This window comes from Maricaulis sp., from assembly GCF_048268525.1.
Lineage (GTDB): Bacteria > Pseudomonadota > Alphaproteobacteria > Caulobacterales > Maricaulaceae > Maricaulis.
The window spans coordinates 28190-51159 of the sequence record NZ_JBLWVH010000025.1; the positions used below are offsets into that span (position 1 = coordinate 28190).

General features: G+C 63.1%; 21 protein-coding genes, 1 tRNA gene and 1 pseudogene. 12 read left to right on the forward strand and 11 right to left on the reverse strand.

Going from position 1 to position 22970, the window contains the following annotated elements:
• Positions 1-1521 carry a cryptochrome/photolyase family protein gene (locus ACN0X9_RS12540; RefSeq protein ID WP_417487915.1) on the reverse strand — a complete coding sequence of 507 codons (1521 nt, stop codon included), beginning with the start codon at positions 1519-1521 and terminating at the stop codon, positions 1-3.
• An 88-nt stretch (positions 1522-1609) separates the two neighbouring features.
• Here ACN0X9_RS12540 and ACN0X9_RS12545 point away from each other — a divergent pair, with 88 nt between their 5' ends.
• A complete protein-coding gene (locus ACN0X9_RS12545; RefSeq protein ID WP_417487916.1) occupies positions 1610-2299 on the forward strand; it encodes an SDR family NAD(P)-dependent oxidoreductase in 690 nt (229 codons plus the stop codon).
• A gap of 429 nt (positions 2300-2728) precedes the next feature.
• On the opposite strand, the gene ACN0X9_RS12550 is transcribed toward ACN0X9_RS12545, so the two are convergent.
• A tRNA-Cys gene (locus ACN0X9_RS12550) sits at positions 2729-2802 on the reverse strand.
• Positions 2803-3012: 210 nt separating this feature from the next.
• Between ACN0X9_RS12550 and ACN0X9_RS12555 the strand changes: the two genes are divergently transcribed.
• From ACN0X9_RS12555 to ACN0X9_RS12565, 3 genes are all read left to right on the forward strand, one after another.
• On the forward strand, positions 3013-3666 hold the full coding sequence (locus ACN0X9_RS12555) for a protein-L-isoaspartate O-methyltransferase family protein (RefSeq protein WP_417487917.1): 654 nt from the start codon (positions 3013-3015) through the stop codon (positions 3664-3666).
• 274 nt (positions 3667-3940) lie between these two features.
• On the forward strand, positions 3941-5329 hold the full coding sequence (locus ACN0X9_RS12560; RefSeq protein WP_417487918.1) for a TolC family outer membrane protein: 1389 nt from the start codon (positions 3941-3943) through the stop codon (positions 5327-5329).
• A gap of 156 nt (positions 5330-5485) precedes the next feature.
• Positions 5486-6085, forward strand: a complete 600-nt coding sequence (locus tag ACN0X9_RS12565) for a DUF2497 domain-containing protein (protein WP_417487919.1) — start codon at positions 5486-5488, stop codon at positions 6083-6085.
• A 144-nt stretch (positions 6086-6229) separates the two neighbouring features.
• On the opposite strand, the gene mltF is transcribed toward ACN0X9_RS12565, so the two are convergent.
• Positions 6230-7627 (reverse strand): membrane-bound lytic murein transglycosylase MltF, encoded by a 1398-nt coding sequence (gene mltF, locus ACN0X9_RS12570; RefSeq protein ID WP_417487920.1) that lies wholly within the window; start codon positions 7625-7627, stop codon positions 6230-6232.
• 172 nt (positions 7628-7799) lie between these two features.
• On the opposite strand from mltF, the gene recA reads away from it, so the two are divergent.
• The 4 genes from recA (at position 7800) to ACN0X9_RS12590 (ending at position 12557) form a co-directional block, all read left to right on the forward strand.
• Complete coding sequence (gene recA, locus ACN0X9_RS12575) at positions 7800-8879, forward strand: recombinase RecA (RefSeq protein WP_417487921.1); 1080 nt, start codon at positions 7800-7802, stop codon at positions 8877-8879.
• 69 nt (positions 8880-8948) lie between these two features.
• Positions 8949-9278: a hypothetical protein gene (locus tag ACN0X9_RS12580; protein WP_417487922.1), complete on the forward strand. Its 330-nt coding sequence runs from the start codon at positions 8949-8951 to the stop codon at positions 9276-9278.
• Between the two features lie 178 nt (positions 9279-9456).
• Entirely contained in the window at positions 9457-12111 is a 2655-nt protein-coding gene (gene alaS / locus ACN0X9_RS12585; RefSeq protein WP_417487933.1) for an alanine--tRNA ligase, read from the forward strand.
• The gene (locus ACN0X9_RS12590) at positions 12111-12557 is read left to right on the forward strand and encodes a YybH family protein (protein WP_417487923.1); all 447 of its coding nucleotides are present in this window, start codon (positions 12111-12113) and stop codon (positions 12555-12557) included. The genes alaS and ACN0X9_RS12590 overlap by 1 nt, the downstream gene beginning before the upstream one ends.
• Positions 12558-12571: 14 nt before the next feature.
• Here the strand turns inward: ACN0X9_RS12590 and ACN0X9_RS12595 are convergent, their stop codons facing one another.
• The 3 genes from ACN0X9_RS12595 to ACN0X9_RS12605 form a co-directional block, all read right to left on the reverse strand.
• Positions 12572-12964: a hypothetical protein gene (locus ACN0X9_RS12595; RefSeq protein WP_417487924.1), complete on the reverse strand. Its 393-nt coding sequence runs from the start codon at positions 12962-12964 to the stop codon at positions 12572-12574.
• A gap of 99 nt (positions 12965-13063) precedes the next feature.
• Positions 13064-13453, reverse strand: a complete 390-nt coding sequence (locus ACN0X9_RS12600) for a hypothetical protein (RefSeq protein WP_417487925.1) — start codon at positions 13451-13453, stop codon at positions 13064-13066.
• 225 nt (positions 13454-13678) lie between these two features.
• On the reverse strand, positions 13679-14902 hold the full coding sequence (locus tag ACN0X9_RS12605) for an NADP-dependent isocitrate dehydrogenase (RefSeq protein ID WP_041636819.1): 1224 nt from the start codon (positions 14900-14902) through the stop codon (positions 13679-13681).
• Between the two features lie 109 nt (positions 14903-15011).
• Here ACN0X9_RS12605 and ACN0X9_RS12610 point away from each other — a divergent pair, with 109 nt between their 5' ends.
• A complete protein-coding gene (locus ACN0X9_RS12610) occupies positions 15012-15761 on the forward strand; it encodes an RNA methyltransferase (protein ID WP_417487926.1) in 750 nt (249 codons plus the stop codon).
• A 33-nt stretch (positions 15762-15794) separates the two neighbouring features.
• Here the strand turns inward: ACN0X9_RS12610 and ACN0X9_RS12615 are convergent, their stop codons facing one another.
• Positions 15795-16898: a serine hydrolase domain-containing protein gene (locus ACN0X9_RS12615; RefSeq protein ID WP_417487927.1), complete on the reverse strand. Its 1104-nt coding sequence runs from the start codon at positions 16896-16898 to the stop codon at positions 15795-15797.
• Between the two features lie 122 nt (positions 16899-17020).
• Complete coding sequence (locus tag ACN0X9_RS12620) at positions 17021-18109, reverse strand: amidoligase family protein (RefSeq protein ID WP_417487928.1); 1089 nt, start codon at positions 18107-18109, stop codon at positions 17021-17023.
• Between the two features lie 154 nt (positions 18110-18263).
• Here ACN0X9_RS12620 and ACN0X9_RS12625 point away from each other — a divergent pair, with 154 nt between their 5' ends.
• Both ACN0X9_RS12625 and rpsD read left to right on the forward strand, forming a co-directional pair.
• Positions 18264-19133, forward strand: coding sequence for a hypothetical protein (locus ACN0X9_RS12625; RefSeq protein WP_417487929.1), 870 nt, complete (start codon positions 18264-18266; stop codon positions 19131-19133).
• Positions 19134-19593: 460 nt separating this feature from the next.
• Positions 19594-20211 (forward strand): 30S ribosomal protein S4, encoded by a 618-nt coding sequence (gene rpsD / locus ACN0X9_RS12630; protein WP_011642956.1) that lies wholly within the window; start codon positions 19594-19596, stop codon positions 20209-20211.
• A gap of 75 nt (positions 20212-20286) precedes the next feature.
• Here rpsD and ACN0X9_RS12635 read toward each other — a convergent pair whose 3' ends face one another.
• Positions 20287-21543, reverse strand: coding sequence for a potassium/proton antiporter (locus ACN0X9_RS12635; RefSeq protein ID WP_417487930.1), 1257 nt, complete (start codon positions 21541-21543; stop codon positions 20287-20289).
• A 254-nt stretch (positions 21544-21797) separates the two neighbouring features.
• Between ACN0X9_RS12635 and ACN0X9_RS12640 the strand changes: the two genes are divergently transcribed.
• Entirely contained in the window at positions 21798-22325 is a 528-nt protein-coding gene (locus ACN0X9_RS12640) for a hypothetical protein (protein ID WP_417487931.1), read from the forward strand.
• Positions 22326-22338: 13 nt separating this feature from the next.
• Here the strand turns inward: ACN0X9_RS12640 and grxD are convergent, their stop codons facing one another.
• Positions 22339-22671 (reverse strand): Grx4 family monothiol glutaredoxin, encoded by a 333-nt coding sequence (gene grxD / locus ACN0X9_RS12645; protein WP_417487932.1) that lies wholly within the window; start codon positions 22669-22671, stop codon positions 22339-22341.
• Between the two features lie 32 nt (positions 22672-22703).
• Positions 22704-22970, reverse strand: a pseudogene (locus tag ACN0X9_RS12650) (hypothetical protein); the annotation flags it as partial.

Genomic DNA, 22970 nt, shown 5'->3' on the forward strand with positions numbered 1-22970 from the left:
CTAGAGCGTGTCGAGGACGTCGCGGGCCCGGTCGCGATAGGCTTGGCGTCTGTCATCGCTCATCCGGTCCCAGTTGCGATAGACCGGGCCGAGCCGCGGATTGCCGCGCAAGGTGTCGGCATTGCGGTCGAGGAAGTCCCAGTACAGCGAATTGAACGGGCAGCTGTTTGGCCCGGTCTTGTCCTTCACATCGAAACGGCAGCCGGAGCAATAGTTCGACATCCGGTCGATATAGGCACCGCTGGCGGCATAGGGCTTGGAGGCCAGCAGCCCACCATCGGCGAATTGCGACATGCCGATCACATTGGGTGCCTCGACCCACTCGAAGGCGTCGATATAGACGGCGAGATACCATTCGTGCACGGCGTACGGATCGATGCCGGCGATCATGGCGAAAGTGCCGGTCACCATCAGGCGCTGGATATGGTGGGCATAGGCCTCGCGGCGGGTCTGGTCGATCGTGGCGGCGAGGCAGGCCATGTCGGTCTCGCCCGACCAGTAGAAATCGGGCAGGGGGCGTTTTGCGTTGAGCGCGTTGCGGCGGACATAGTCCGGCCCTTCGCGCCAATAGATGCCGCGCACAAATTCGCGCCAGCCGATGATCTGGCGGATGAAGCCTTCGGCCGCATTCAGCGGCGCCTTGTCGGCGCGCCAGGCCGCCTCGACCCGGCGGCAGACGGCGAGCGGGTCGAGCAGTCCGATATTGATGTAGGCCGACAAAAGCGAGTGATAGAGAAAAGCTTCGCCGGCCAGCATCGCATCTTGGTAGTGGCCGAAGTCGGCCAGGGCGGTGTCGATGAAATGATCCAGCGCTGCCTCGGCCCCGACCCGCGTCACGGCGAAGCGAAATGGCTCGATATCGCCGAACCCATCAGGAAAGCGTGAAGCCACAAGGTCGAGCACTTCTTGTGTCGTCTGGTCCGGCTCGACGGCGTGCGGGCGCGGCAGGAACAGGTCGGATTCGGCTGGCTTGCGGTTCTCTGCATCGTAATTCCACTTGCCGCCAGCCGGCTTGTCGCCGTCCATCAGCAGGTCTGTCTCGCGCCGCATCTCGCGATAGAAGTACTCCATTCGCAATTGCTTGCGTCCCTCGGCCCAGCGATCGAAGCGGTCATGGCTGCAGATGAACCGGTCGTCCTCGACAATCACCACCGGCACATCGAAGCGGTCCCGCCAGCCCTCGAACTCCTCGCGCAGTCGCCACTCGCCCGGTTCGGTCAGGATGATGCGCTTGTATGCCCCCTCCGCCAGCGCCAGTTCGACCGCATCGGTGAAACTGGTGCAAGGCCTCGCCTGGTCGAGCCGGTGATAGATTACCCGCCGTCCCCTCGCTTCCAGTTCGGCCGCGAAATGGCGCATGGCGGCGAGGACCAGGACGATCTTCTTGCGGTGATGCCAGACATATTCTGTTTCGCTGACCGCCTCGACCATCAGGATATCAGCCTCGTCCTGCGCGGTTTGGCGCAGGCTGGGCAGGTCGGGGGAAAGCTGGTCGCCCAGCACCAAAACAAGGTCAGTCATGCCGGGCTCCATCATCCAGTGACGTTCGGACTACGTATGACAGGCCGAGACAGACCAGTCTGGATGGCAGGACGAGAGGTTCAGGGTGATGACGAAATTGGCGGTGGTGATCGGAGGGCGAGGTGGCATTGGTGCGGCGCTGGTCGAGGCGCTCGAACAACAGGGCGCTTATGACCGGGTGATCAGCCTGTCGCGACAATCAGACCCGGCAATTGATTTCACCGACATCGGATCTGTCGAGCGCGCTGCAGGCTGGCTGGCCGAGCAGCCCGGCGAGATACGTCTGGTCATCGACGCGACCGGTTTCCTGCATGACGACCGGTTCGGCCCGGAGCGCAGCCTGCGTGACCTAGACCCTGACCATATGAGCAAGGCCTTCCTGATCAACGCCATCGGTCCGGCGATCCTCATGCAGCACATCCTGCCGCTCCTGCCCCGGGACGGCCGCTCCGTCTTCGCCACCCTGTCGGCGCGGGTCGGGTCGATATCCGACAACCGGCTGGGCGGTTGGCACAGCTATCGCGCCTCCAAGGCGGCGCTCAACCAGTTGGTGCGCGGTGCATCGATCGAGCTGGGCCGGCGCCGCAAGGAAGCCGTCTGCGTTGCCCTGCATCCGGGAACCGTCGACACGCCGCTGTCCCAGCCTTTCTCGAAATCGGGGCTGGACGTGCGCTCGGCCGGCGAGGCGGCGGACGACATACTCGCGGTCATTGACGGCCTGACGGCCGCGGATACCGGCGGTTTCTTTGATCACAAGGGCGAGTCGATCGCGTTTTGAGGTGTGGTGCTTGGGCTTGATCCCAGCGGCCGAGAGCCTATCCGTCCAGCAAATCGCCTCGCGCGATTCACGTTGCCTATCGCGCCTCCGGCACATACCCCGCCACAAACCGCTTGCCGAGAGACCGCCGTATCCGCTTCTTCAGGTCAAGGGCGCCGCAGGCGCCGCTCCGCGGTTTCACCCTTGAGCTGAAGAAGCGGATACGGCCTGCTGGCTGACAAGCGATTTATGGGCAGTCCTGCGCGAGGCGCTCTCTTTCTTGCTGATCAGCAAGCGATCAGGATACGCTGGGGGAGGGCATGGCTCCGGCTCGTACGTTCTTTTAATTGTCGAACGCAAGTCTGTCGGCGGTCGTTTCCCTGGCCACAACGCGGAACCCATCGCCTGGTGACGCACGGGCGTTAGTCCTGTCATGTCGGGGAGAAGGCTTGGAGGCACCGCCCGGAATCGAACCGGGGTACACGGATTTGCAATCCGCTGCGTCACCACTCCGCCACGGTGCCAAGCTTGGTGAGCCGGGAGCTATAGCGCTGTCGCGCGGTGCGAGCAATCCGGCTTTCTCACCTCATTGGCAGGCATCCACGGTCGGATCCCGCAGCGGCGGCCCCAGGGGCATTTCGCCGCGCACGCAGTGGCATGCTTGCCGGGGTGCGCAATGCCGGGATATATCAGCGCCAACAGTATCGGTACCGGGCCTGGACAGGGAGAGCCTCGTGAGCGAATTCGAGACCGCGCGCAAGCAGATGGTGGATTGCCAGATCCGGCCGTCCGATGTCACCGACCGGCGTTTGATCGCTGCCTTTCTCGATATTCCGCGGCATCTCTTCGTGCCTCGCGCGCGGCGGGCATCGGCCTATTCGGACGGCCAGGTACAAGTCGGTGATGCCCGGTCGCTGATGCGTCCGCGTGACTTTGCCAAAATGGTCCATGCAGCTGATATCCAGCCGCACGAGCTGGTCCTCGATATCGCCTGCGCGCGTGGCTATTCCACGGCGGTACTGGCGCGAATGGCGGGCACCGTGGTCGGTCTTGAGTCAGACGAGGACAGCCTGTCGCGAGCGTCCGGCCTGTTGTCCGATGCCGGCGCAGACAATGCTGTCGTGATCGAGGGCGACCTGGCGGCCGGAGTCGCCAAGCAGGGTCCGTTCGACGTTATTTTCGTCAATGGTGCGATCGATTCTGTGCCGCAAGCCTGGTTCGATCAGCTGGCGCCGGGCGGGCGCCTGGTTGCGGTGATCCGCAAGGGCCCGATTGGCAAGGCGACGGTGTTCACCCGTTCGGCAGCCGGTATCGGTGAACGGGTTGCCTTTGACGCGCATGTCGCCCCCTTGCCGGGGTTTCAGGCCGAGGCCGGTTTCGCGCTCTGACATTATTCAGCGGCTTCGGGACGGAATTCGGCGTGCTGGACGTGTCATGCCCGGTATCCCGAGGTCGCCAGCAGGCGCATTTCGAAGCGGGTTACAAAAATATCAGGGTGAACAGTGTTCACTTTTAACATTGCCGTGCCTATATGCGGATTAGACAGGCGTATGGTCGGAATTCGGCCAGCCACGTCGTCGGCACTGGATCGGTCGGCGTGACGCGTTAGTATGAGGCACAAGAGCACCGTGCTTGGGTCCGGTGCTGTCAGAGGGGTTCGTAATGTCGCGATTGAAAAGTTTTGCGCTCGTGTTGGCAGCTGGTGCATCAGCCCTGGTGCTGGCCGGGACAGGGCAGGCCCAGACGTTGGAGGAAACCCTCGCGCTGGCCTATAATTCCAACCCGACCCTGCAGGCCGAGCGGGCTCGCTTGCGGGCGACCGACGAAGGCCGCGTCCAGGCGCGCGCAGGGCGCTTGCCGACCGTTTCGGCTTCGGCGTCGATTTCCCGGTCGCACTCGGAAGGCGAGAGCTTTTCCCAGGTCAGCAACACGACAAACAGTTTCGAATCAGACGCAACGCCGAAAAATTACGGTGTCTCGGCCAGCCAGCCCATCTATCGCGGTGGACGGATCGATGGCGCCATCGATCAGGCAACAGCGGTTGTCATGGCCGGTCGCGAGTCACTTCGGGCCACCGAACAGACTGTATTGATCGAAGCCGTCACCACTTTCATGGACGTTCGGCGCGACGGAAATGTCGTCGAGATCCGACAGAACAATGTGGAAGTGCTGGCCCAGCAATTGCGGGCTGCGCGCGACCGTTTCGAGGTCGGCGAGATCACCCGGACCGACGTGTCGCAGGCCGAAGCCCGCCTGTCCCTGGCGCAGGCGCAATTGTCTGCGGCCCAGGCGCAGCTCGCTGCCAGTCGGGCCGCGTATGAGCGCGTGACAGGGCAGCCGGCCGCCTCACTGAGCGCGCCGCCGGCGCTGCCCAGCCTGCCGGACAATCTGGCCGATGCGGCGGAATACGCATTCGACAACAGCCCGCAATTGCTGGCCGCCCGATATAGTGAAGAGGCGTCTCAGCACGCCATTCGTATCGCCCGTGGCGCATTGCGGCCCGAGGTCTCGCTCACCGCTTCGGCGTCGTCGGCCCGCGACTCCAGCTTTTCTGGTGATGTTCGCGACAGCGCCTCGATCATGGGGCAGGTGTCGGTGCCGATCTTCACCGGCGGGCTGAACCGCTCGCGCATTCGCGCCGCTGTCGCCCAGGAAGAACAGGCCCGCCACCAGGTCCGGGAAGCCCGCCGCCAGGTCACCGAAGCCGTCACCAATGCCTGGTACGGTTATGTGACCTCGCTCACCGTGATCGAATCAAGCCGGCAGGCCGTGCGCGCCAATGAGATTGCGCTCGATGGTGTCCAGCAGGAGGCATTCGTCGGCATCCGCACCACGCTGGACGTTCTCAATGCCGAGCAGGAGCTGCTGGAATCGCGACTGACATTCGTGACGGCCGAGCGTGACAGCTTCGTTGCCGGCTATCGTTTGTTGCAGGCCATGGGCCTGGCTTCGGCCGAGCGTCTCGGGCTGGATGTGGATATCTATGATGCGGCAGCGGCCGATTCCCGCGAATCGCGCTTCCCTAACCTTGACTTAACGCCCTGGGACTAGGGTTTTCGCAGAGTCACGGGCTGGACAGGCGAGTTCCAGCCCGGTTTATTCGCGTGATACGGGAAGCTGCCGGAGGCAGATTGCCGTTGCCGATCATGGATCCGGGCTGCAGTGAAGCTCTGCAGACGCTGACCGAAGACAAGGAATTGGGCGCTCATGGCCGATGCCGCTGAAAACGAACCGTCGATGGAGGAAATCCTCTCCTCGATCCGCCGCATCATCAATGAAGACGATGAGGATGCACCAGCGGAAGCCGAGGCCGAAGCCGAAGCTGCGCCGGCTGACGATGAACCGAAAAGCCAGGACGATGTCGACGCGATGTTCGACGAACCGGTGGCCGATGCCGGCGGTGATGATGTGCTGGAACTGACCGAACTCGTCGATGCCGGAGACGAGGGCACCGATCCGATGGCGGTTGATGATGATCTGATGATCGTTGATCGCGAAGAGCCCGAGTCCGAGCTGGAGCCCGAGCCGGTCATGGCCGAGCCCGAGCCCGAGATCGATTTTGATGCCCTGGCGGATGAAACGGCTGACGGCATCATGAGCGAGCCCGCCGCCGCCGCCGCGATGGGCTCCTTCCACACCCTGGCCGAGAATATCCGGATCTCCGACGAGGAAGGGCGCACGCTGGAAGGCGTGGTGCGAGCTCTTCTGCGTCCGATGTTGAAGGAATGGCTCGACTCGAACCTGCCGTCGATCGTCGATGAGAAGGTCCAGGCCGAGATCGACCGGGTGGCCCGCCGCCGTCGCTAGGACGGATAGTCTCCACTAATCGGCATTGAAAAGGGCGCACCCGATGGGCGGCGCCCTTTTTTCTGCCTTTTCCCCGTCGCCCGTCGCCTGTTGCCTGCTATATGTCGCCAATGGCTTGGCCGGTCCACGCCATTGCAGCTGCCGCTACAGGTCCTGGGCGGCGAGCAAGGCCCGGTATTCCCGGATCTTGGCGACGTAGCGCACCGGCTCATGTCCGCGCGCATAGCCATAGCGAAGCGTCGTGTAGTGCTCCGGATCGGACAGCAAGGGCAGGGTTTCAGCGAGGTCTTCCCAACTGTCCTTGTCGCGGCCAAGTCTTTCGGCGAGTCGTCGGGCATCATACATGTGGCCCATGCCGACATTATAGGCTGCCAGGGCAAACCAGAGCCGGTCCGGCCCCGTCACGCTGTCCGGTACACGCTCATAAAGATCATCAAGATAGGCCGCGCCGCCGAGGATGCTTTGTTGGGGGTCGGTGCGGTCCTCAATACCCACCCGGTCAGCGGTCGACAGGGTCAGCATCATCAGGCCACGCACCCCGGTGGCGCTCACGGCGTCCGGGTCCCAATGTGATTCCTGGTAGGCTTGGGCCGCCAGCAATTCCCATTCGAACGGGAGTTCGTCCGCGACCTCCTCGAACAGGCTGCGATATCGCGGCAGGCGGTTCTCGACCCGGCGGACAAAGCGCGCGACGTCGACATAGTCATAATCGCCGAAACGTCCGAACCAGGTCTCGTCGAGCGCCTCCAGCAGACCGTTCGCGTGAGCCGTGGCGAACCAGGCGGTCAGGGCGTCTCCCAGGCCATCGACGCGGGCATCATAGGCCCAGGCCAGGGGCTGCTCCCCGGTCAGGTCCTGCGCCACGATGAGCTCGGGGTGACGGCGGCGGGCGAAGTCCGCCAGGTGACTGTCCGCCACCGTGCAGTCGGCCCGCCCGTCATCCACGGCCTCCAGCAGGGGCATTGCCGACCCGCCCGGTCGGGTCCGCCATTCAAGCGCCGGATGGGTTTCGCCAATCGCCCGCAATGTGTCTTCATAGCTGGAGCCTTCCAGCACAACGATGTCAGCATCCGGCAGGCGGCCCAGCCGCGTCGGGCTGATGCCGCCGCGACGGCAGACCAGCTGCTCGGTCACCGACTTGTAGACCGGCGAGAAGGCCAGTCGCTCCGCGCGGTCAGGCGTCAGCGTCAGGCCCGCCGCCGCGATGTGGCCGTCGCCAGCGGCCAGTGCCTCGAACAATTGCGGAAGGGAGGCCGCGACTTCAAATCGTGCGGTCACGCCCAGACTGTCAGCGAACGCGTTGGCGAGGTCGACTTCGTAGCCGGCAGGTCCATCATCCGCTTCGACATGGCTGGTGGGGCCGCTCAGGGTGAGAACAATCAGCTCACCCCGCTCCCGAATCAACGCAAGTGTATCGGGTTCCGGGGCGGGCGGCGGTCCGCTGCAGCCGACAGGCAGGGCGAGCAGCAAAAAGGCCAGGGACCGAACCAGATGCGGGGCGCCGTTCAGACTGGCGCGCAACGTTTTCAGGATTTGCGTCATCGGTCCAAATTAGTGCCGCCGGGTCGGAAAGACAAATCATTGTCGGTCGGAATGATCGGTTTTTGTTCCGTTTTGTTAACCATAAATGTTCCGCTTGTGTTCCCGGAACAAAATTGGTACATCAGCAGTCAGTTGCCCGCACCTGAGGGGCGTGAAATAAGGGATGAAGGCTATGAGCAAGGGCGCGATTCGACTCGTGAAGAACGAAAAGAACATGGACAAGGAAAAGGCGATCGAGGCGGCGCTGAGCCAGATCGACAAGGCCTTTGGCAAAGGCTCGGTCATGAAGCTGGGCCAGAAGCCGGCGATGGAAATCGAGACGATTTCCACCGGTTCGCTGGGTCTCGACATCGCCTTGGGCATCGGCGGTCTGCCGAAGGGGCGAATCATCGAGATCTACGGTCCTGAAAGCTCCGGCAAGACGACTCTGGCCCTGCACACGGTTGCCGAAGCCCAGAAGGCGGGCGGTGTTGCGGCCTTCGTGGATGCGGAGCACGCGCTCGACCCGATCTATGCCGGCAAGCTGGGCGTCGACCTGGGTGAGCTGCTGATCTCCCAGCCGGATACGGGTGAGCAGGCGCTGGAGATCGCCGATACGCTTGTGCGTTCCGGTGCCATCGATATCCTGGTGATCGACTCCGTGGCGGCCTTGACGCCGCGCGCCGAGCTGGAAGGCGAGATGGGCGACAGCCTGCCGGGTCTTCAGGCCCGCCTCATGAGCCAGGCCTTGCGCAAGCTGACCGGCTCGATCTCGAAGTCGAACTGCCTGGTCATCTTCATCAACCAGATCCGGATGAAGATCGGCGTCATGTTCGGCTCGCCTGAGACCACGACGGGCGGCAACGCCCTGAAGTTCTACTCTTCGGTGCGTCTTGATATTCGCCGCATCGGCGCCATCAAGAATCGTGACGAGGTGATCGGCAACCAGACCCGGGTCAAGGTGGTCAAGAACAAGGTGGCTCCACCATTCCGCGAGGTTGAATTCGATATCCTCTATGGCGAGGGCATCTCGAAAATGGGCGAGCTCATCGACCTTGGCGTCAAGGGCGATGTGATCGAGAAGTCCGGCTCCTGGTATTCCTATAATTCCGAGCGGATCGGTCAGGGTCGTGAAAATGCCCGCCAATTCCTGCTGGAACATGGCGATATTGCCGCCGAAATCGAGGCTCGGGTTCGCGCCAATGCCGGCTTGATCGCTGACGAGATGCTGACCGGGCCGGATCTGGCCGGGGAAGACACCGCGGCCGGCTAGGGCCGATACGATGCAAGGCTGTCCAGGCCCGGACTTGTAGGATGATGTGTGCGGTGCAAGGGTCCAATCATGGACCGTCACCCACACACATTCGGCAATTTGGCGCTTCGCAAGAATGTTGCTCTCCTTACCCTGGTCTCACTGGCGCTGTTCCTGGCGGATATGGTGTTCGGATTTCTGGGGCCAGTCGGGGGCGCGATGCTGGCTCTGGTTTCCATGACGTGCTGTCTGGTGCTTGCCGGCTATCTGCTGAGTTCGCGCAAACCCGCAGACCAGAGCTGGGTTCGTTTTTCGGTACAGGGCGTGGTCGGCTTCCTGAAGATGTTCGTCGTCCTGCCCTTGGCCCTAATTTTTGTCGTCGTGGCGTTGATCGAGTTTCGCGGGCTGTTCCCGGGCTGAGGTGTGCGGGGCGAGACCGCGGCCTCTTGCCGGTTCGTCGCACTTGTCGAAGAATCGCAGCTTGATTGGGAACGGGTGCTTGGCTAGGCCGGGCACCCGTTTCTATATGTCAGACGACGAAACACTTGTGTCCGCCGGAATGCGGCCACGCGACCTCCAGCCGACGGGATCGGACATCATGGCCAGCCTGCGCGACATCCGTGCCACTTTCCTCGACTATTTCGCCAAGCACGATCATGAGGTCGTGCAATCGGCGCCCCTGGTTCCGCAGGACGATCCGACGCTTCTGTTCGTCAATGCCGGCATGGTGCCCTTCAAGAACGCATTCACCGGGCAGGAAAAGCGGACCTCCCCGAGAGCGACTTCCTCGCAGAAATGCGTCCGTGCCGGTGGCAAGCACAATGACCTCGACAATGTCGGCTATACGGCCCGCCATCACACCTTTTTCGAGATGCTCGGGAATTTTTCCTTTGGCGACTATTTCAAGGAAGAGGCGATCAGCCACGCCTGGCGATTGGTGACAGGCGAATTCGGCCTCCCGGCCGACAAGCTGCTGGTCACTGTCTACTCCGAGGACGATGAAGCCCGGGCCCTTTGGCGCAAGATCGCCGGTCTGTCAGACGACCGCATCATCGGGATTTCAACCTCGGACAATTTCTGGTCGATGGGCGACACCGGCCCTTGTGGCCCCTGCTCTGAAATTTTCTTCGACCACGGCCCGTCCATTGCCGGGGGCCCGCCGGGGTCTCCGGACGAGGACGGTGATCGTTTTATCGAGATCTGGAATCTCGTTTTCATGCAGTATGAGCAATTGGGCCCGGACGAGCGCATCAACCTGCCCAAACCCTCGATCGATACCGGTATGGGCCTCGAGCGCATCGCAGCCATCCTGCAGGGCAAGCACAATAATTACGAGACTGACCTGTTCCGAAATCTGATCGCGGCAGGCGAGGAAGCGCTGGGTGTGAAGGCCCGGGGCGACGCTCTGGCAAGCCACCGTGTGATCGCCGATCACCTGCGTTCGTCCTGTTTCCTGATGGCCGATGGCGTGACCCCGTCCAATGAGGGCCGTGGATATGTGCTGCGCCGGATCATGCGCCGGGCCATGCGGCACGCCCATTTGCTGGGAGCGAGCGAGCCAGTGATATGGAAACTGGTCGCAGCCCTGAAGGCCGAGATGGGCGATGCCTATCCCGAACTGGTGCGCGCCCAGGCCTTGTTGGAGGAAACTTTACAGGTCGAGGAAGAACGCTTCCAGCGCACGCTCGGTCGCGGCCTCTCGCTGCTGGAAGAGGCAACGGCCGGTCTGGCGGCGGGCGATGCCCTCGCCGGGGCAACGGCCTTCAAGCTTTATGACACCTATGGCTTTCCGCTTGATCTGACCCAGGACGCCTTGCGCGCCAAGGGCATGACCGTGGACGAGGCCGGCTTTGACACTGCGATGGCCAAGCAACGCTCCGACGCCCGTGCGAGCAAGTTTTCCTCCGGCGACGCCGCTCCCGATGCCGTCTGGTTCGCCGTACACGACAAGGTCGGCGCAACGGCGTTTACCGGTTATGCCGGCACAGGTGGCAAAGGGCGTCTCGTTGCTATCGTCTCCGGTGGCAAGGAAGCCAAGGCGCTGGGCAGCGGCCAGAGGGCCGAGCTGGTATTTGATCAGACACCCTTTTACGGCGAGAGCGGTGGCCAATGCGGCGATAGCGGCGAGATACGTTTTGCGGATGGTGCGGTCTTCACCGTGGAGGATACGCAAAAGCGTGGCGGCGACATGCACGCCCATATCGGTGTCCTGACCAAGGGTGAAATTACCTTGGGTGACACAGCAGAGCTGGATGCTGACGCCCCGCGGCGTGCCGCGATCCGGGCCAATCACTCGGCGACCCACCTGGCGCACGGCGCGCTGCGTGACGGGCTCGGGGCCCATGGGGCCCAGAAGGGCTCGCATGTCGGGCCGGACCGCTTGCGCTTCGACTTCTCCCACAACAAGTCTGTCACCCCGGCTCAGATCGCTTCCATCGAAGCGCAGGTCAACGCGGTGATCCGCCAGAATTCGCCGGTCTCCACCCGTGAAATGACGCCGGACGCTGCTATCGAGGCCGGAGCCCTGGCGCTGTTTGGGGAAAAATATGGCGACACTGTCCGCGTGCTGGCCATGGGCCAGGGCCTGGCGGATCAAGACGTCCCGTATTCGGTCGAGTTGTGCGGCGGCACCCATGTCGAGCGCACCGGCGATATCGCCCTGTTCAAGATTGTCGCCGAGACAGCCGTGTCGTCCGGTATCCGCCGGATTGAAGCGATGACCGGCGAGGGCGCGCGTCTTTACATGGAAGAGCAGATCGGTTTCGGGCGCGCTGCTGCGGACGCAATCAAGGCCTCGCCCTCTGATCTCGCGACCCGCGTCGTTGCATTGGTCGATGACCGCAAGAAACTGGAGCGCCAACTGGCCGAAGCCAAGAAGCAGCTGGCCATGGGCGGCGGCGCGGCCGGCGCTCCGGCCGGACCGGAATCCATCAATGGCGTCAACTTCATCGGCCGCGTGGTCGAGGGCGTCGGCGGCAAGGATTTGCGCGGCCTGATCGACGAGGCCAAGGCCCAGATGGGCTCTGGTGTCGCGGCCTTTATCGGCGTCAATGACGGCAAGGCGGCTCTCGCGGTCGGCGTCACCGACGACCTCAAGGACCGGTTGGTCGCTGTTGATCTGGTCAAGGCCGGTGCGGCGGCCGTCGGTGGCAAGGGCGGCGGTGGACGGCCCGATTTTGCGCAGGCAGGCGGGCCGGACGGGGCGAAGGCGGATGACGGGCTGGCGGCGATCCGCGCTGCCCTGGCGGGCTGATGGCTCGATCGCCAAAATCCGATACCCAGCTGCTCGGAGACAAGGCGGCCGCGCGCGCCATTGCGACCGCGCGGGCGGACTTCAATGCCGCGCTGGAGAGCCGGGCGCTGAAAGTGATCGCCACACATCTTGCCGAGGATGCGGTTCTCGTCCCCGGTGACGAGGCCCAGCTGATCACCGGCCGCGCGGCACAGCTGGACGCCTGGGCGTCGATCTTCAGCCAGATGCCGGATGTCAGCTATGTCCGCACCCCGTCACGCATCGAAGTGTGTGAGGATGCCCATCTGGCCGCCGAGACCGGGCGCTGGAAGGGGGCCTGGTCCACGGATGGCGTCGCCATCCGCTATTCCGGCCGCTATTTTGCCAAATGGCGTTGCGAAATGGATGGCGTCTGGCGCATCGAGGCCGAGACATTCGTGACGATGAAGCGAAGCGGTCAGACCTGACGGCCGCAGTGTCGTCAACCGGCGCTGGCGAGCCAGGCCCGGGCTTCTGTTTCGGTGGTAAAGACACGGTCCGTGGCCGAGCGCTCCGTGCGCCCGAGACCTTCCCAGAAGGTCAGCAAGCCGTTCGCCAGCATATCCGAGGACACCAGAGCCGCGCGAATCGACGGTGTTTCACCGCGCCGGGCGTCGAGTACCCTGATAGCCTGGGACAGGCGCTGCGCCTCGGAAACCGTGAAGTTTGTAAAGTCCGCCCCGTCGAACATGCACATCATATCGTATTCCGGCGACCAGTCCGGATCAGCGAGGGCGGTGTTCAACACCGCCATGACGCCCTCTGTCGTGAGGGCACCGGTCATGCGATAGACGATCAGGTTATTGTCGGGTTCAAACTGGTATGTGGCTTTCAAGATTGGCTCCGATTGCCGGGTTCGACCGGCGCGGTTGCGAACGGGGGGGGGCGGCGGCGTGCTGGTGGATGATGGGACATGATCGAGCGTTGTCCGTGATCAGACAGGTTCGCAAAGCCAGGCCCGGGCCTCGGCTTCGGTCTGGAATATCCGCTGTTGCGGTGTGAGCCGGCCGGCGGTGATGATCTCCCAATAGGTCAGCATTGCCTTGGACAGCTTGTCCGCGCAGACAATCGCCGCCCGGCGTGTCGGTTTGTCCGTTACCGGATTGACGGCCGCCATGCGGGTCCTGAGTTCGGTCATGGCCTCGGCGGGCATGGTGGACAGCGACGCATTCTGAAGAAGGGTGAGGGCATTGAAATCATCCGACCAGCCATCATTCGATCGGGCGTCGGCGAAGGCGTCCATGAGGGCATCGGCGGTTACCTGGCCGGAAATCCGATAGACGCACAGCCTGTTGTCCGGCTCGAATTCGAAATTCACAATCATCGGTCACCATGCCGCCAATGGCGCGAGCCCATTGGGGCGACGCACTACCCAACCAATATTAAGCGGCCGGCACTCTTTTCAACAAGTTTCAACATGCGTCCATGCGTGGTGCAATGAAGAGTTGTTGAAGATTGCCCGCGGGTTCCGGCTTGGATGCCCGCGGGCAAGAAAAAGGGCGGCCCCGTCGGAGCCGCCCCTTGCCTGTTCTGACTTGATCGTTTGCGATCAGCCGCGAGCGGCCATGGCAGCCTTGAAGCGCTCATCGACCTTGTCGAGGAAGCCTTCGGTCGACAGCCAGCCCTGGCTTTCGCCGACCAGCAGCGCCAGGTCCTTGGTCATGAAGCCGGCTTCCACCGTCTTGATGATCGTGTCTTCCAGCAGGGCTGCGAAGTCCATTACGTCCTGATTGCCATCCATGCGGCCGCGATGGGAGAGGCCCTGCGTCCAGGCAAAGATCGAAGCGATCGAGTTGGTCGAGGTCTGCTCGCCACGCTGATGCTGGCGGTAGTGACGGGTGACCGTGCCGTGGGCGGCTTCGGCTTCGACCGTCGAGCCATCGGGGCTCATCAGCACGGACGTCATCAGGCCGAGCGAGCCGAAGCCCTGGGCCACGGTGTCGGACTGGACGTCGCCGTCATAGTTCTTGCAGGCCCAGACGAAACCGCCGGACCATTTCATCGCGGCGGCGACCATGTCGTCGATCAGGCGGTGCTCATAGGAGATGCCCTTCTCGGCGAAGGCGTCCTTGAACTCGGCCTGGTAGATCTCTTCGAACAGGTCCTTGAAGCGGCCGTCATAGGCTTTCAGGATGGTGTTCTTGGTCGAGAGATAGACCGGCCAGCCGCGCTGCAGGCCGTAATTCAGCGAAGCGCGGGCAAAATCGCGGATTGAATCGTCGAGATTATACATGCCCATGGCAACGCCCGGGGACGGGAAGTCGAAGACTTCGCGGGTGACCGGATCGGAACCGTCGGACGGCTCGAAGGTCATGGTCAGCTTGCCCGGACGGTCGACCAGGAAATCGGTGGCGCGATACTGGTCGCCAAAAGCGTGACGACCGATGACCATTGGCTGCTGCCAGCCCGGCACCAGGCGCGGCACGTTGGAGATGACGATCGGCTCACGGAAGACGACGCCGCCGAGGATGTTGCGGATGGTGCCGTTCGGCGAACGCCACATCTTCTTCAGGCCGAATTCCTCGACGCGGGCTTCGTCCGGCGTGATGGTGGCGCATTTCACGCCAACGCCGTAATGCTTGATCGCTTCGGCAGCATCGACGGTGATCTGGTCATCCGTCTCGTCGCGCTTGGTGACCGAGAGGTCGTAATACTTCAGATCAATGTCGAGATAGGGCAGGATCAGCTTGTCCTTGATCAGCTGCCAGATGATGCGGGTCATCTCATCGCCGTCGAGTTCGACGACCGGGGTATCGACTTTGATCTTCGCCATGGGTGCTCTCATTTCTTTTCGGACGGACTGAAGTCGCGCTAGGACAGCGCGGACACATAATTTGCGCGCTCTCTAGCACCGGTGCGCGCCAAGGTGAAGGGCTGGTTCCATGCCGCAAAACTCTGCAACGCCCGCTTTCATACTCCACACGCCCCAGCTGGGCGAGAATATTGGCGCGGCGGCCCGCGTGATGGGTAATTTCGGCCTGCCGGAACTGGTTGTTGTGGACCCGCGCGATGGCTGGCCCAATGACAAGGCGGTGACCATGTCGGCCGGCTCGCCGGTGCTCGGCAATGCGCGAGTCGAATACCGGCTTGGCGATGCGATTCATGACCACACCCGGCTTTACGCCACCACGGCCCGGCCGCGCGGGATGGAAAAACCGGTGATGACGGCGCGCGAGGCGGTCAGCGACATGAACGCGGCCATCGCTGCCGGCGAAAAGGTTGGCGTGATGTTCGGCGGCGAGAAGTCCGGCCTGCCCAATGAGGCGGTCAATCTGGCCGATGCCATCATCACCCTGCCGGTCGACCGCTCCTTCTCCTCGCTCAACCTGGCCCAGGCCGTCGCCGTAATCGCCTATGAGTGGACCGCAGGCGAGGGCGCGCCGGCAGAGTTCGAACCGGTTTCCGATGTCGCCAAACGCGAAGACCTGGAGCGCATGTTCGAGCATTTCGAAAGCGAGCTCGAGCGGGCCGGCTTCTTCCACCCGCCGTCAAAGACCCCGCTCATGGTGCAGAACCTGCGCAATGCCTTCATCCGCGGGCGCTGGACAGAGCAGGAGGTGCGGACCTTCCGCGGCGCCGTGAAGGCGCTGACGCTCGGTCGGGGCAAGGCGCGGGTGGTGCGGGAGGATTAGGGGCGGTGACGCCTGCCTCCGCGATTTGTCCCGCTATTGCGACAGGGCCTGCCAGAGCTCGAAATTGAAACCGGGCGCCTCGAAATCCTTCGCATTGCCCTGGCTTGCGACAGTGAGGCCGGTGGCGCTGTCATGGAGGACGGCCGAGCGGTAGCCGCCGAAATCGCCGCCATGGGATATCCGGTAAGTCCCGTCGCCGGTGACACGGACATAGATGCCGAGCCCGTAACCGGAGGAGCCGCCGGACTCGAAGGCGTTGTAATCCGCGCGCATGGTCCGGCCCTCGGCCTCGAACATTCCGCCAGCGCCGAGCGCGCTGTACAGGGTGACAAGGTCCTGCGGTGTGGTCACCCAGCCGCCGGCGGTCCATTCATGGTCGAGATTTTGTGACAGGCGGCCATTGCGGGCGGTCGGCGAGAGGCCAAACCAGCCGCGGCGATGTCCGTCGGCCAGGCGTTCGAAGTCGCGGCCATGCAGCGGCTCGGTCTGCGACAGGTTGAGCGGGGCAATGACGCGACGTTGGGCCAGGTCGTAGAACGCCTCCCCGGTCGCGGCCTCGATGACCAGGCCAACCAGGATATAGTCGGTATCGGAATAGGAAAAATGCTGGCCGAGCGGGCCTTCGGCGCGGTCGCCGGCAATAAAGCCGACTGTCTCATCCGGCGTGAAGCCGCGTTGACCGCGTGTCAGGCCGGCCAGGAAGAAGTCGAGATCTCCCAGATAGTCCGGCACACCGGCCGAGTGATTGAGCAGGTGACGCAGCGTCATCCCGTCATGATTGGCCAGTGCGGGCCACCAGTCCCGTCCGGACAACCAGGGCTCCACCGGGGCATCAAGATCGAGCACGCCTTCCTCGGCGAGCTGGACCGCGACCAGGGCGGTGATGGTCTTGCCGACACTGCCGGAGAGGAAGCGTGTCTCGGCGTTGACGGGTAAGTGCCGACGCCGGTCAGCCAGTCCGGCCTGATGATCAATGTGCCGGCCGTCGGGCAGCAGGAGGCTGGCGGCAAGGCCGGGAGCAAGTTCGTCGGTAATGGCAGCATCGATCCGCGTCCGAAGCACCGTCTCAAGGTCGGACTGCGCGGAAGCGGTGGCTGAAATGAGAAGGGCTACAAGGCCGGCAAGAATCTGTCGCATGTCGCCCGTGTAAAAGAGCCGGCCAAGTGACACAAGCCTCCGCCAGAGGTCTGTTCCATTGTCGCAAAGCCGTGGGGATTTGGGGAGCCGATACCCCGACGGGCTTGCCGGTTGCCGCAGGCTCAGCCTTTGATCATGCGCGCAGTCCAAAAAGCCCGGTCGGTGGATGAAAGGTCCAGTGACGCAATCAAGTCCGTATCGTCCCGAGCCCCATCACCGCCGATAGCCCGCACCAGCACAGCCTCCAACAGCCGGGCATTGCGCATTATGTCAGCGACGTCCATCGAGCCGGGGAAGATGCGGGCTTCGAATGTGTGCTTGTCGGGCAGGGCGTGGGCGATGTTGAGCAGGTTGAAGTCGGCGTATTTCGTTGGCTTGGTTTCGGCCAGCATTGTGCGGGCCTTGTCCCAATCAGCGTCGAGGAAAGCCTCGCTGCGGACCCGCTCCACAAGTTCATCTGCGATCGGTCCCAGACGCACGCAGGCCGGATTGGTGCCGACCAGGTCACGTAGGTAGGCGCCGTGTCGATGAAGCGTTTCCACCAGTCGTGACAGGATGGCGGCGTCGCACAGCGGAGCGGCATCGAAATGGATATGCACGGCGGCTTCCCGTGGCACGGTGAAGCCGAGCGCGCTGGCATCAGCCAACAGAGCGGTCAGCTTGGCCTCGGGATCGTCCTCATAGGGCCGGGTGATGATCTCGCAGGGGCGTTCGCGCTCGCCGGGCAGGGGGGCGGCCATGGCGATGGAGCGCGCGGCACGATCCACGATTTTGGTGATGCCGCCCTCGGTGTATTCAGGCTCGGTCCCGAACAGGGCGGCGACGGGTGCCAAGATGTCGGCGAGGTCGGCGTCCGGATCGCAATGCTCGGCCACCAGCGCCAGGAGGCGGGCATCATCGCTCAGGATCCGCATCCAGCCCGGCAATGGCGCCGCACGAGGATTGAGCCCGTCACGCAGGGTCAGGTCGTCGACGCAGAGCGCGACGCGCTCGCCGGCGCTGCCGACTACCTCAAAGCCCAGAACCAGGTTCTCGAACACCGGCATGCCCGGCACCAGGCTGGGTTCTGACTGGGGATAGAAGACAGTGCGCACGCGGCCGCCGGCCCGTTCGGCGATCCGGTCGGCCAGGTCACGCCGACTGAGCCCGCGCGGCGCCATGAGTTCGATTTCGAACCCTTTTTTCCAGGGGCGATGGGCCGGGTCGCTCATGTCTTGCTCCGCACTGTTTCGCCGCTGCGCGGTGCCAATCTGGCAGCGATCCAATCCGCATGGGAGTCTGCAAGGCAGGGCGGGTTTCATTTCGATTGCCGGGCCAGTCCAACACGGTTAAGGCTTGAAACAATTGATATCCGGGGGGAATGAAATGTCGAACATATCGGTCATGAGTGCGCTGGCTCTGGTCTCAGCTGTCGGGACTTCGGCTCACGCCGAGGTGGCGGGAGCGGAAATCGTGCTACCGGAAGCGGAAGTTTCCGCCATCCTCGCGGCATCCTCCTCCGGCCTTGCCTTCACCCAGCGAAACCGCGCCCATCTCGATCTCTTCTTTGCCAGCGAGTACGGCTATTGCGACGCCCGCAAGGTCGCCCATGTCTGGAATACGGACCCGTTCAGCGCCAAGGCCATTATCGGTGGCAAGATTGCCAATGGCCTGACCGATCTCGTCAATTCCGACATTGCCTCGACGTCGGGCCGCGTTGCCTGTGACTGGGGCGAGCTGGGTCTTGGTTGGGACCAGGCCGTTGCGCTGGCCAACTACTGGGGTCGCAGCCCCGGAGAGGCCAAGGCGAAGGCTGGCGATATGGCCAGCGATCTCGGGCATCGGGGTTTCATGCGCACGATGGAGCACGTCCTTAATCCGGCGCACCCGCAATATCCGTCGGCGCCCAATGATGCAGCCTATCAGAGGATGTTCTTCGACAGCGATTACGGCTATTGCGACGCGCTCAAGGTGGCCCATGTCTGGGGCACGGATGTTGGCTCCGCCAAGACGGTGATCGGTCAGAAGATTGCCGGTGGGATCACCGATCTCGTCGATGTGGATATTGCCTCGACTGCAACGTCCGTCCAGTGCAGCTGGGTTGATACGGAGCTGGAATTTGATGACGCCCTGACCCTCGCTGACTTCTGGGGCGTCTCGGTCGGCGAAGCCAAGACGAAGGCGACCGCCTACACGTCGGAATGGGGCAATCGCGGATTCCATGAACGTCTGGGCAGCGTGCTGGCTCGGGGGTAGGAAGGTCTCAACGAGGCCGTCCGGTCCAATTCTGGCGCCTGGCGCGGGAAGAGGCATTGATCTCTTGTCAGCCAGTGCGCCTTTCGGGATGTCTTCAGTCAAGGGCGGCAAAGCCGCCGCGTCGCGGTTCCACCCTTGACTGAAGACATCCCGAAAGGCTGAATCTCGGCTAGAGAACAATGGTTTGGCAGGTGTAGTCACACCCGTGTGGTATCAGATTTTCAGCGCCTCCTCGGCGGCCCGCGACGCGGCGGGCAATCCCGCCGCTGCATACACGCCGCGACCGCCGCGCTCCCGCCATTGACTTCCCTGTCCACACAGGTAAAACCCGCGCTTCCCTCGCCGGGGCCCTGTCGGGTCACCGGACTTCGTTCAACACCAACGGGACGATGCGAGAACCGCCGTTTAGATCGCACGCCTTTGAGGGAAGGCGCGCCGGGCCGCATCGAATAGAGAGAACATGTCAAAGCGTCATTCGCAGAAATACAAAATTGACCGCCGCATGGGTGAAAACCTGTGGGGCCGTCCGAAGTCTCCGGTCAATTCGCGCTCCTATGGCCCCGGCCAGCACGGTCAGCGCCGCAAGACCAAGATGTCCGATTTCGGTCTTCAGCTCATGGCGAAGCAGAAGCTGAAGGGCTATTACGGCAACATCACCGAGAAGCAGTTCCGTCGTACCTATGACGAAGCTTCCCGCCGTAAGGGTAACACCGCCGAGCTGCTGATCGGTCTCCTCGAGAGCCGCCTCGACGCCATCGTCTACCGCTGCAAGTTCGTGCCGACGGTTTTCGCATCGCGCCAGTTCGTCAATCACGGCCACGTCAAGGTCAATGGCATCAAGGTCAACATCCCGTCCTACCGCTGCAAGCCGGGCGATGTGATCGAAGTCCGCGAGCGTTCGCGCTCGATGGCTCTGGTCCTGGAAGCCCTGGACAGCCCGGAACGTGACCTGCCGGAATACATCGACCTCGATGCCAAGGCGATGAAGGCCACCTTCGTTCGCATGCCGGAATTCTCTGAAGTGCCGTACGCGGTGCAGATGGAACCGAACCTGGTCATCGAATTCTACTCCTCGTAAGAGGACGAAAATCGACCAGAAACAGGCCGCTCCGGACAACCGGGGCGGCCTTTTTCGTGCCAGTTGTTGTTCCCGTCAGTCGCTTGCTGTGCCGTCCGGGTCCGTTTCGACGTCCTTGTCCACGCCAAGCCAGCGTGCGGAGGCGGCGGCGGTCAGACCGTGTACCAGTAGCGAGATGACCACGATCACAAAGACCAGGTTGAAGAAAACCGGGGTGATCGGGCCCGGACTGACCACGGGCAGGATGGCGAGGAAGATCGGCACCGATCCACGCATGCCCATCCAGCCGACATAGACCTGCTCCCTCAGCGGCACGCGCAGCGGCGTCAGGCAGGTCAGGACCACGGCCGGGCGGACGACCAGCATCAGGGCGGCGGCGAGGATCAGCCCGGCCAGGGCGACGTCGGGCAGGGCGCTGGGTGTCACCAACAGGCCGAGCAGGACAAACAGGCAGATCTGCGCGATCCAGGACAGGCCTTCATGGAAATGAATGGCCCGGATCGGCGGCGTGGCCCCGAAATTCGCAGCGCCCAACCCGAACAGATAGACCGCCAGGAAGCCGGAGCCACCGAGCATGGTGGTACCCGAATAGGCCATCAGCCCCATCGCCAGCAGGAAGGGTGAGCCGACACCGGCGGGCAGTTTTATCCAGGCCATCAGGCGTGACGCCATCCAGCCTGCTCCCAATCCGATTATCAGCCCGAGTCCGAGTTGTTGGGCGAGGACGGGAGCAAATCGCGCGAGCGTGTCGCCATCCAGAGGCAGGCCCGTATCAACGACTTCCACCATCATCACCGTCAGGAAGATGGCCATCGGGTCATTGATGCCGGATTCGACGAGAAGGGTCTGACGCGGTCGCCGGGCCAGCGTCACGCCGCCATCCTTGAGCGACATGAAGGTCGCGGCTGCATCGGTCGAGCCGACCACCGCACCAAACAGCAAACCCTCGACCAACGGGGCGTCAAAGACGAGCGAATAGGCCAAGCCGACCAGCCCCGCGGTCAGGATGACACCGGGCCCGGCCAGCAATCCCGCCGGCAAGGCCGCGGCGCGAACATCGGTGAGCCGCGTTCCAAGACCGCCGGACAGGAGAATCAGGGCGAGACAGATCGAGCCGACATTGTAGGTCAGCGCGAAATCCTCGAACAGGATACCGCCGGGCCCGTCCTCGCCGAACATCATGCCGACCGCAAGGAAAAGCAAAAGGATGGGCGCCCGGAAGCGGGCCGAGAGCGGGATCAGCACGATGCTCAAGGCGATGATGAGGCTGAAAAGGAAGACAGGTTCGATCATCGGGTCCGGCTCGGGCGTGACTGCTGGTTGAACGGGCACGCCGCGGCCTGACCGGTGCCGGCATGGTAGCCGCGCCGGGGGCCAAACAGAATGCGCTGCGCGCACAAAAATGGCGTCGATGCGATGTGAGGCGCGCTTGCGTCACAATCGAGCATTTCCCGTCCCCGGCTCGCCTGTCACGAGTCTATGGTTGATCCATCGTGAAACCCTGCTTGGATACCCGAACTGTCCTGTCCTGTGGGGGCAAACGAGCGGGGCCGGGCATGTTTGGGGGATTTGTTTTGGGGGCAAGTATGCGTGTGTTTTGGCGAGGCATTGTAGCCAGTGTGGGACTGGCTGTTTCTCTTTCGGCCTGTGCGACCAGCGGAGCGCCGCAGCAAGAGGCGGAGAACCGCTTCCTGCCCAGCCTGCCACCCATGCCGGCCATGCCGTCACTGCCGACTATCAACATCTCCGACATGCGCATTCCCGGCACCGACCGCCAGGCGCCCGCCGTGGATACTGATGCCGAGCCGGTGATTTATTGGCGGGTGATCGAGGATGATATCCTGATCGTCCATGCCGACACCAATGGCTGCACCTCGCGCGCTGACTATCTGGTCAATGTCGAACAGTATCACGACGATATCTATACGGTGCAGCTGACCCGCCAGGTCGAGGACCGTTGCACCTCGCCGACACCCTGGGGTGTCCAGCTGGGCTTCGGCTTTGAAGAACTGGGCGTGCCGATCGGCGGTCAGGTCATCCTGCTCAATCCGATCGACACTGAGCGTCCCTGGGATTGGAACGACAATCGCACCAGCATGGCCGCGCGGCGCTAGCCAGGCGTGTCCGTCATGCCTCGGCGAGGACGCCCTTGTCCTTGAAATAGGACTGCAGCTCACCGCTCTCGAACATTTCCTTGATGATGTCGCAGCCGCCGACGAACTCACCCTTCACATAGAGCTGGGGAATTGTCGGCCAGTTCGAGAATTCCTTGATGCCTTGGCGGATGCCGTCATCCTCAAGGACATTCACGCTCTCGAAATTGACCTGGAGATGATCCAGGACGCGAGCCACGACCGAGGAAAACCCACACTGAGGAAAGACCGGTGTGCCCTTCATGAAAAGCACGACATCATTGCCGTCAATGGTCGACTTGATGCTGTCATGGGCAGTGGCGGACATGGCGGAACTCCTCGAATGATCCTGATCGATAGCTAAGGCTTCGCGGCGTCGGCTTCAAGAGCAGCGACCAGTGCGGCATTGGCCGCCAGATGGGCCGGGCGGGTGGTCAGGCAGATAACATTGTTGGCAAAGGGTTGCGCCAGGGCCCAGGCCAGGCCGTCGGCCGGTGCTGTGGTGGCAGAGGCCGGTGGGTCGCCGCGCAGCCGGCGTTTGACCTGGCGGGCCAGATACCACAGATCGCTGCGGGAACGGGGTGGTCCGGTCGGTCGGGCGGCGCCTGCCATGGCTTCTATCCCGAC

Excerpts from the sequence above, each read along its gene's own strand:
- ACN0X9_RS12540 (WP_417487915.1), bottom strand. The coding sequence starts at position 1,521 with ATGACTGACCTTGTTTTGGTGCTGGGCGACCAGCTTTCCCCCGACCTG.
- ACN0X9_RS12545 (WP_417487916.1), top strand. The coding sequence starts at position 1,610 with ATGACGAAATTGGCGGTGGTGATCGGAGGGCGAGGTGGCATTGGTGCG.
- ACN0X9_RS12560 (WP_417487918.1), top strand. The coding sequence starts at position 3,941 with ATGTCGCGATTGAAAAGTTTTGCGCTCGTGTTGGCAGCTGGTGCATCA.
- ACN0X9_RS12565 (WP_417487919.1), top strand. The coding sequence starts at position 5,486 with ATGGCCGATGCCGCTGAAAACGAACCGTCGATGGAGGAAATCCTCTCC.
- mltF (WP_417487920.1), bottom strand. The coding sequence starts at position 7,627 with ATGACGCAAATCCTGAAAACGTTGCGCGCCAGTCTGAACGGCGCCCCG.
- recA (WP_417487921.1), top strand. The coding sequence starts at position 7,800 with ATGAGCAAGGGCGCGATTCGACTCGTGAAGAACGAAAAGAACATGGAC.
- ACN0X9_RS12580 (WP_417487922.1), top strand. The coding sequence starts at position 8,949 with ATGGACCGTCACCCACACACATTCGGCAATTTGGCGCTTCGCAAGAAT.
- alaS (WP_417487933.1), top strand. The coding sequence starts at position 9,457 with ATGGCCAGCCTGCGCGACATCCGTGCCACTTTCCTCGACTATTTCGCC.
- ACN0X9_RS12590 (WP_417487923.1), top strand. The coding sequence starts at position 12,111 with ATGGCTCGATCGCCAAAATCCGATACCCAGCTGCTCGGAGACAAGGCG.
- ACN0X9_RS12600 (WP_417487925.1), bottom strand. The coding sequence starts at position 13,453 with ATGATTGTGAATTTCGAATTCGAGCCGGACAACAGGCTGTGCGTCTAT.
- ACN0X9_RS12605 (WP_041636819.1), bottom strand. The coding sequence starts at position 14,902 with ATGGCGAAGATCAAAGTCGATACCCCGGTCGTCGAACTCGACGGCGAT.
- ACN0X9_RS12610 (WP_417487926.1), top strand. The coding sequence starts at position 15,012 with ATGCCGCAAAACTCTGCAACGCCCGCTTTCATACTCCACACGCCCCAG.
- ACN0X9_RS12615 (WP_417487927.1), bottom strand. The coding sequence starts at position 16,898 with ATGCGACAGATTCTTGCCGGCCTTGTAGCCCTTCTCATTTCAGCCACC.
- ACN0X9_RS12620 (WP_417487928.1), bottom strand. The coding sequence starts at position 18,109 with ATGAGCGACCCGGCCCATCGCCCCTGGAAAAAAGGGTTCGAAATCGAA.
- ACN0X9_RS12625 (WP_417487929.1), top strand. The coding sequence starts at position 18,264 with ATGTCGAACATATCGGTCATGAGTGCGCTGGCTCTGGTCTCAGCTGTC.
- rpsD (WP_011642956.1), top strand. The coding sequence starts at position 19,594 with ATGTCAAAGCGTCATTCGCAGAAATACAAAATTGACCGCCGCATGGGT.
- ACN0X9_RS12640 (WP_417487931.1), top strand. The coding sequence starts at position 21,798 with ATGCGTGTGTTTTGGCGAGGCATTGTAGCCAGTGTGGGACTGGCTGTT.
- grxD (WP_417487932.1), bottom strand. The coding sequence starts at position 22,671 with ATGTCCGCCACTGCCCATGACAGCATCAAGTCGACCATTGACGGCAAT.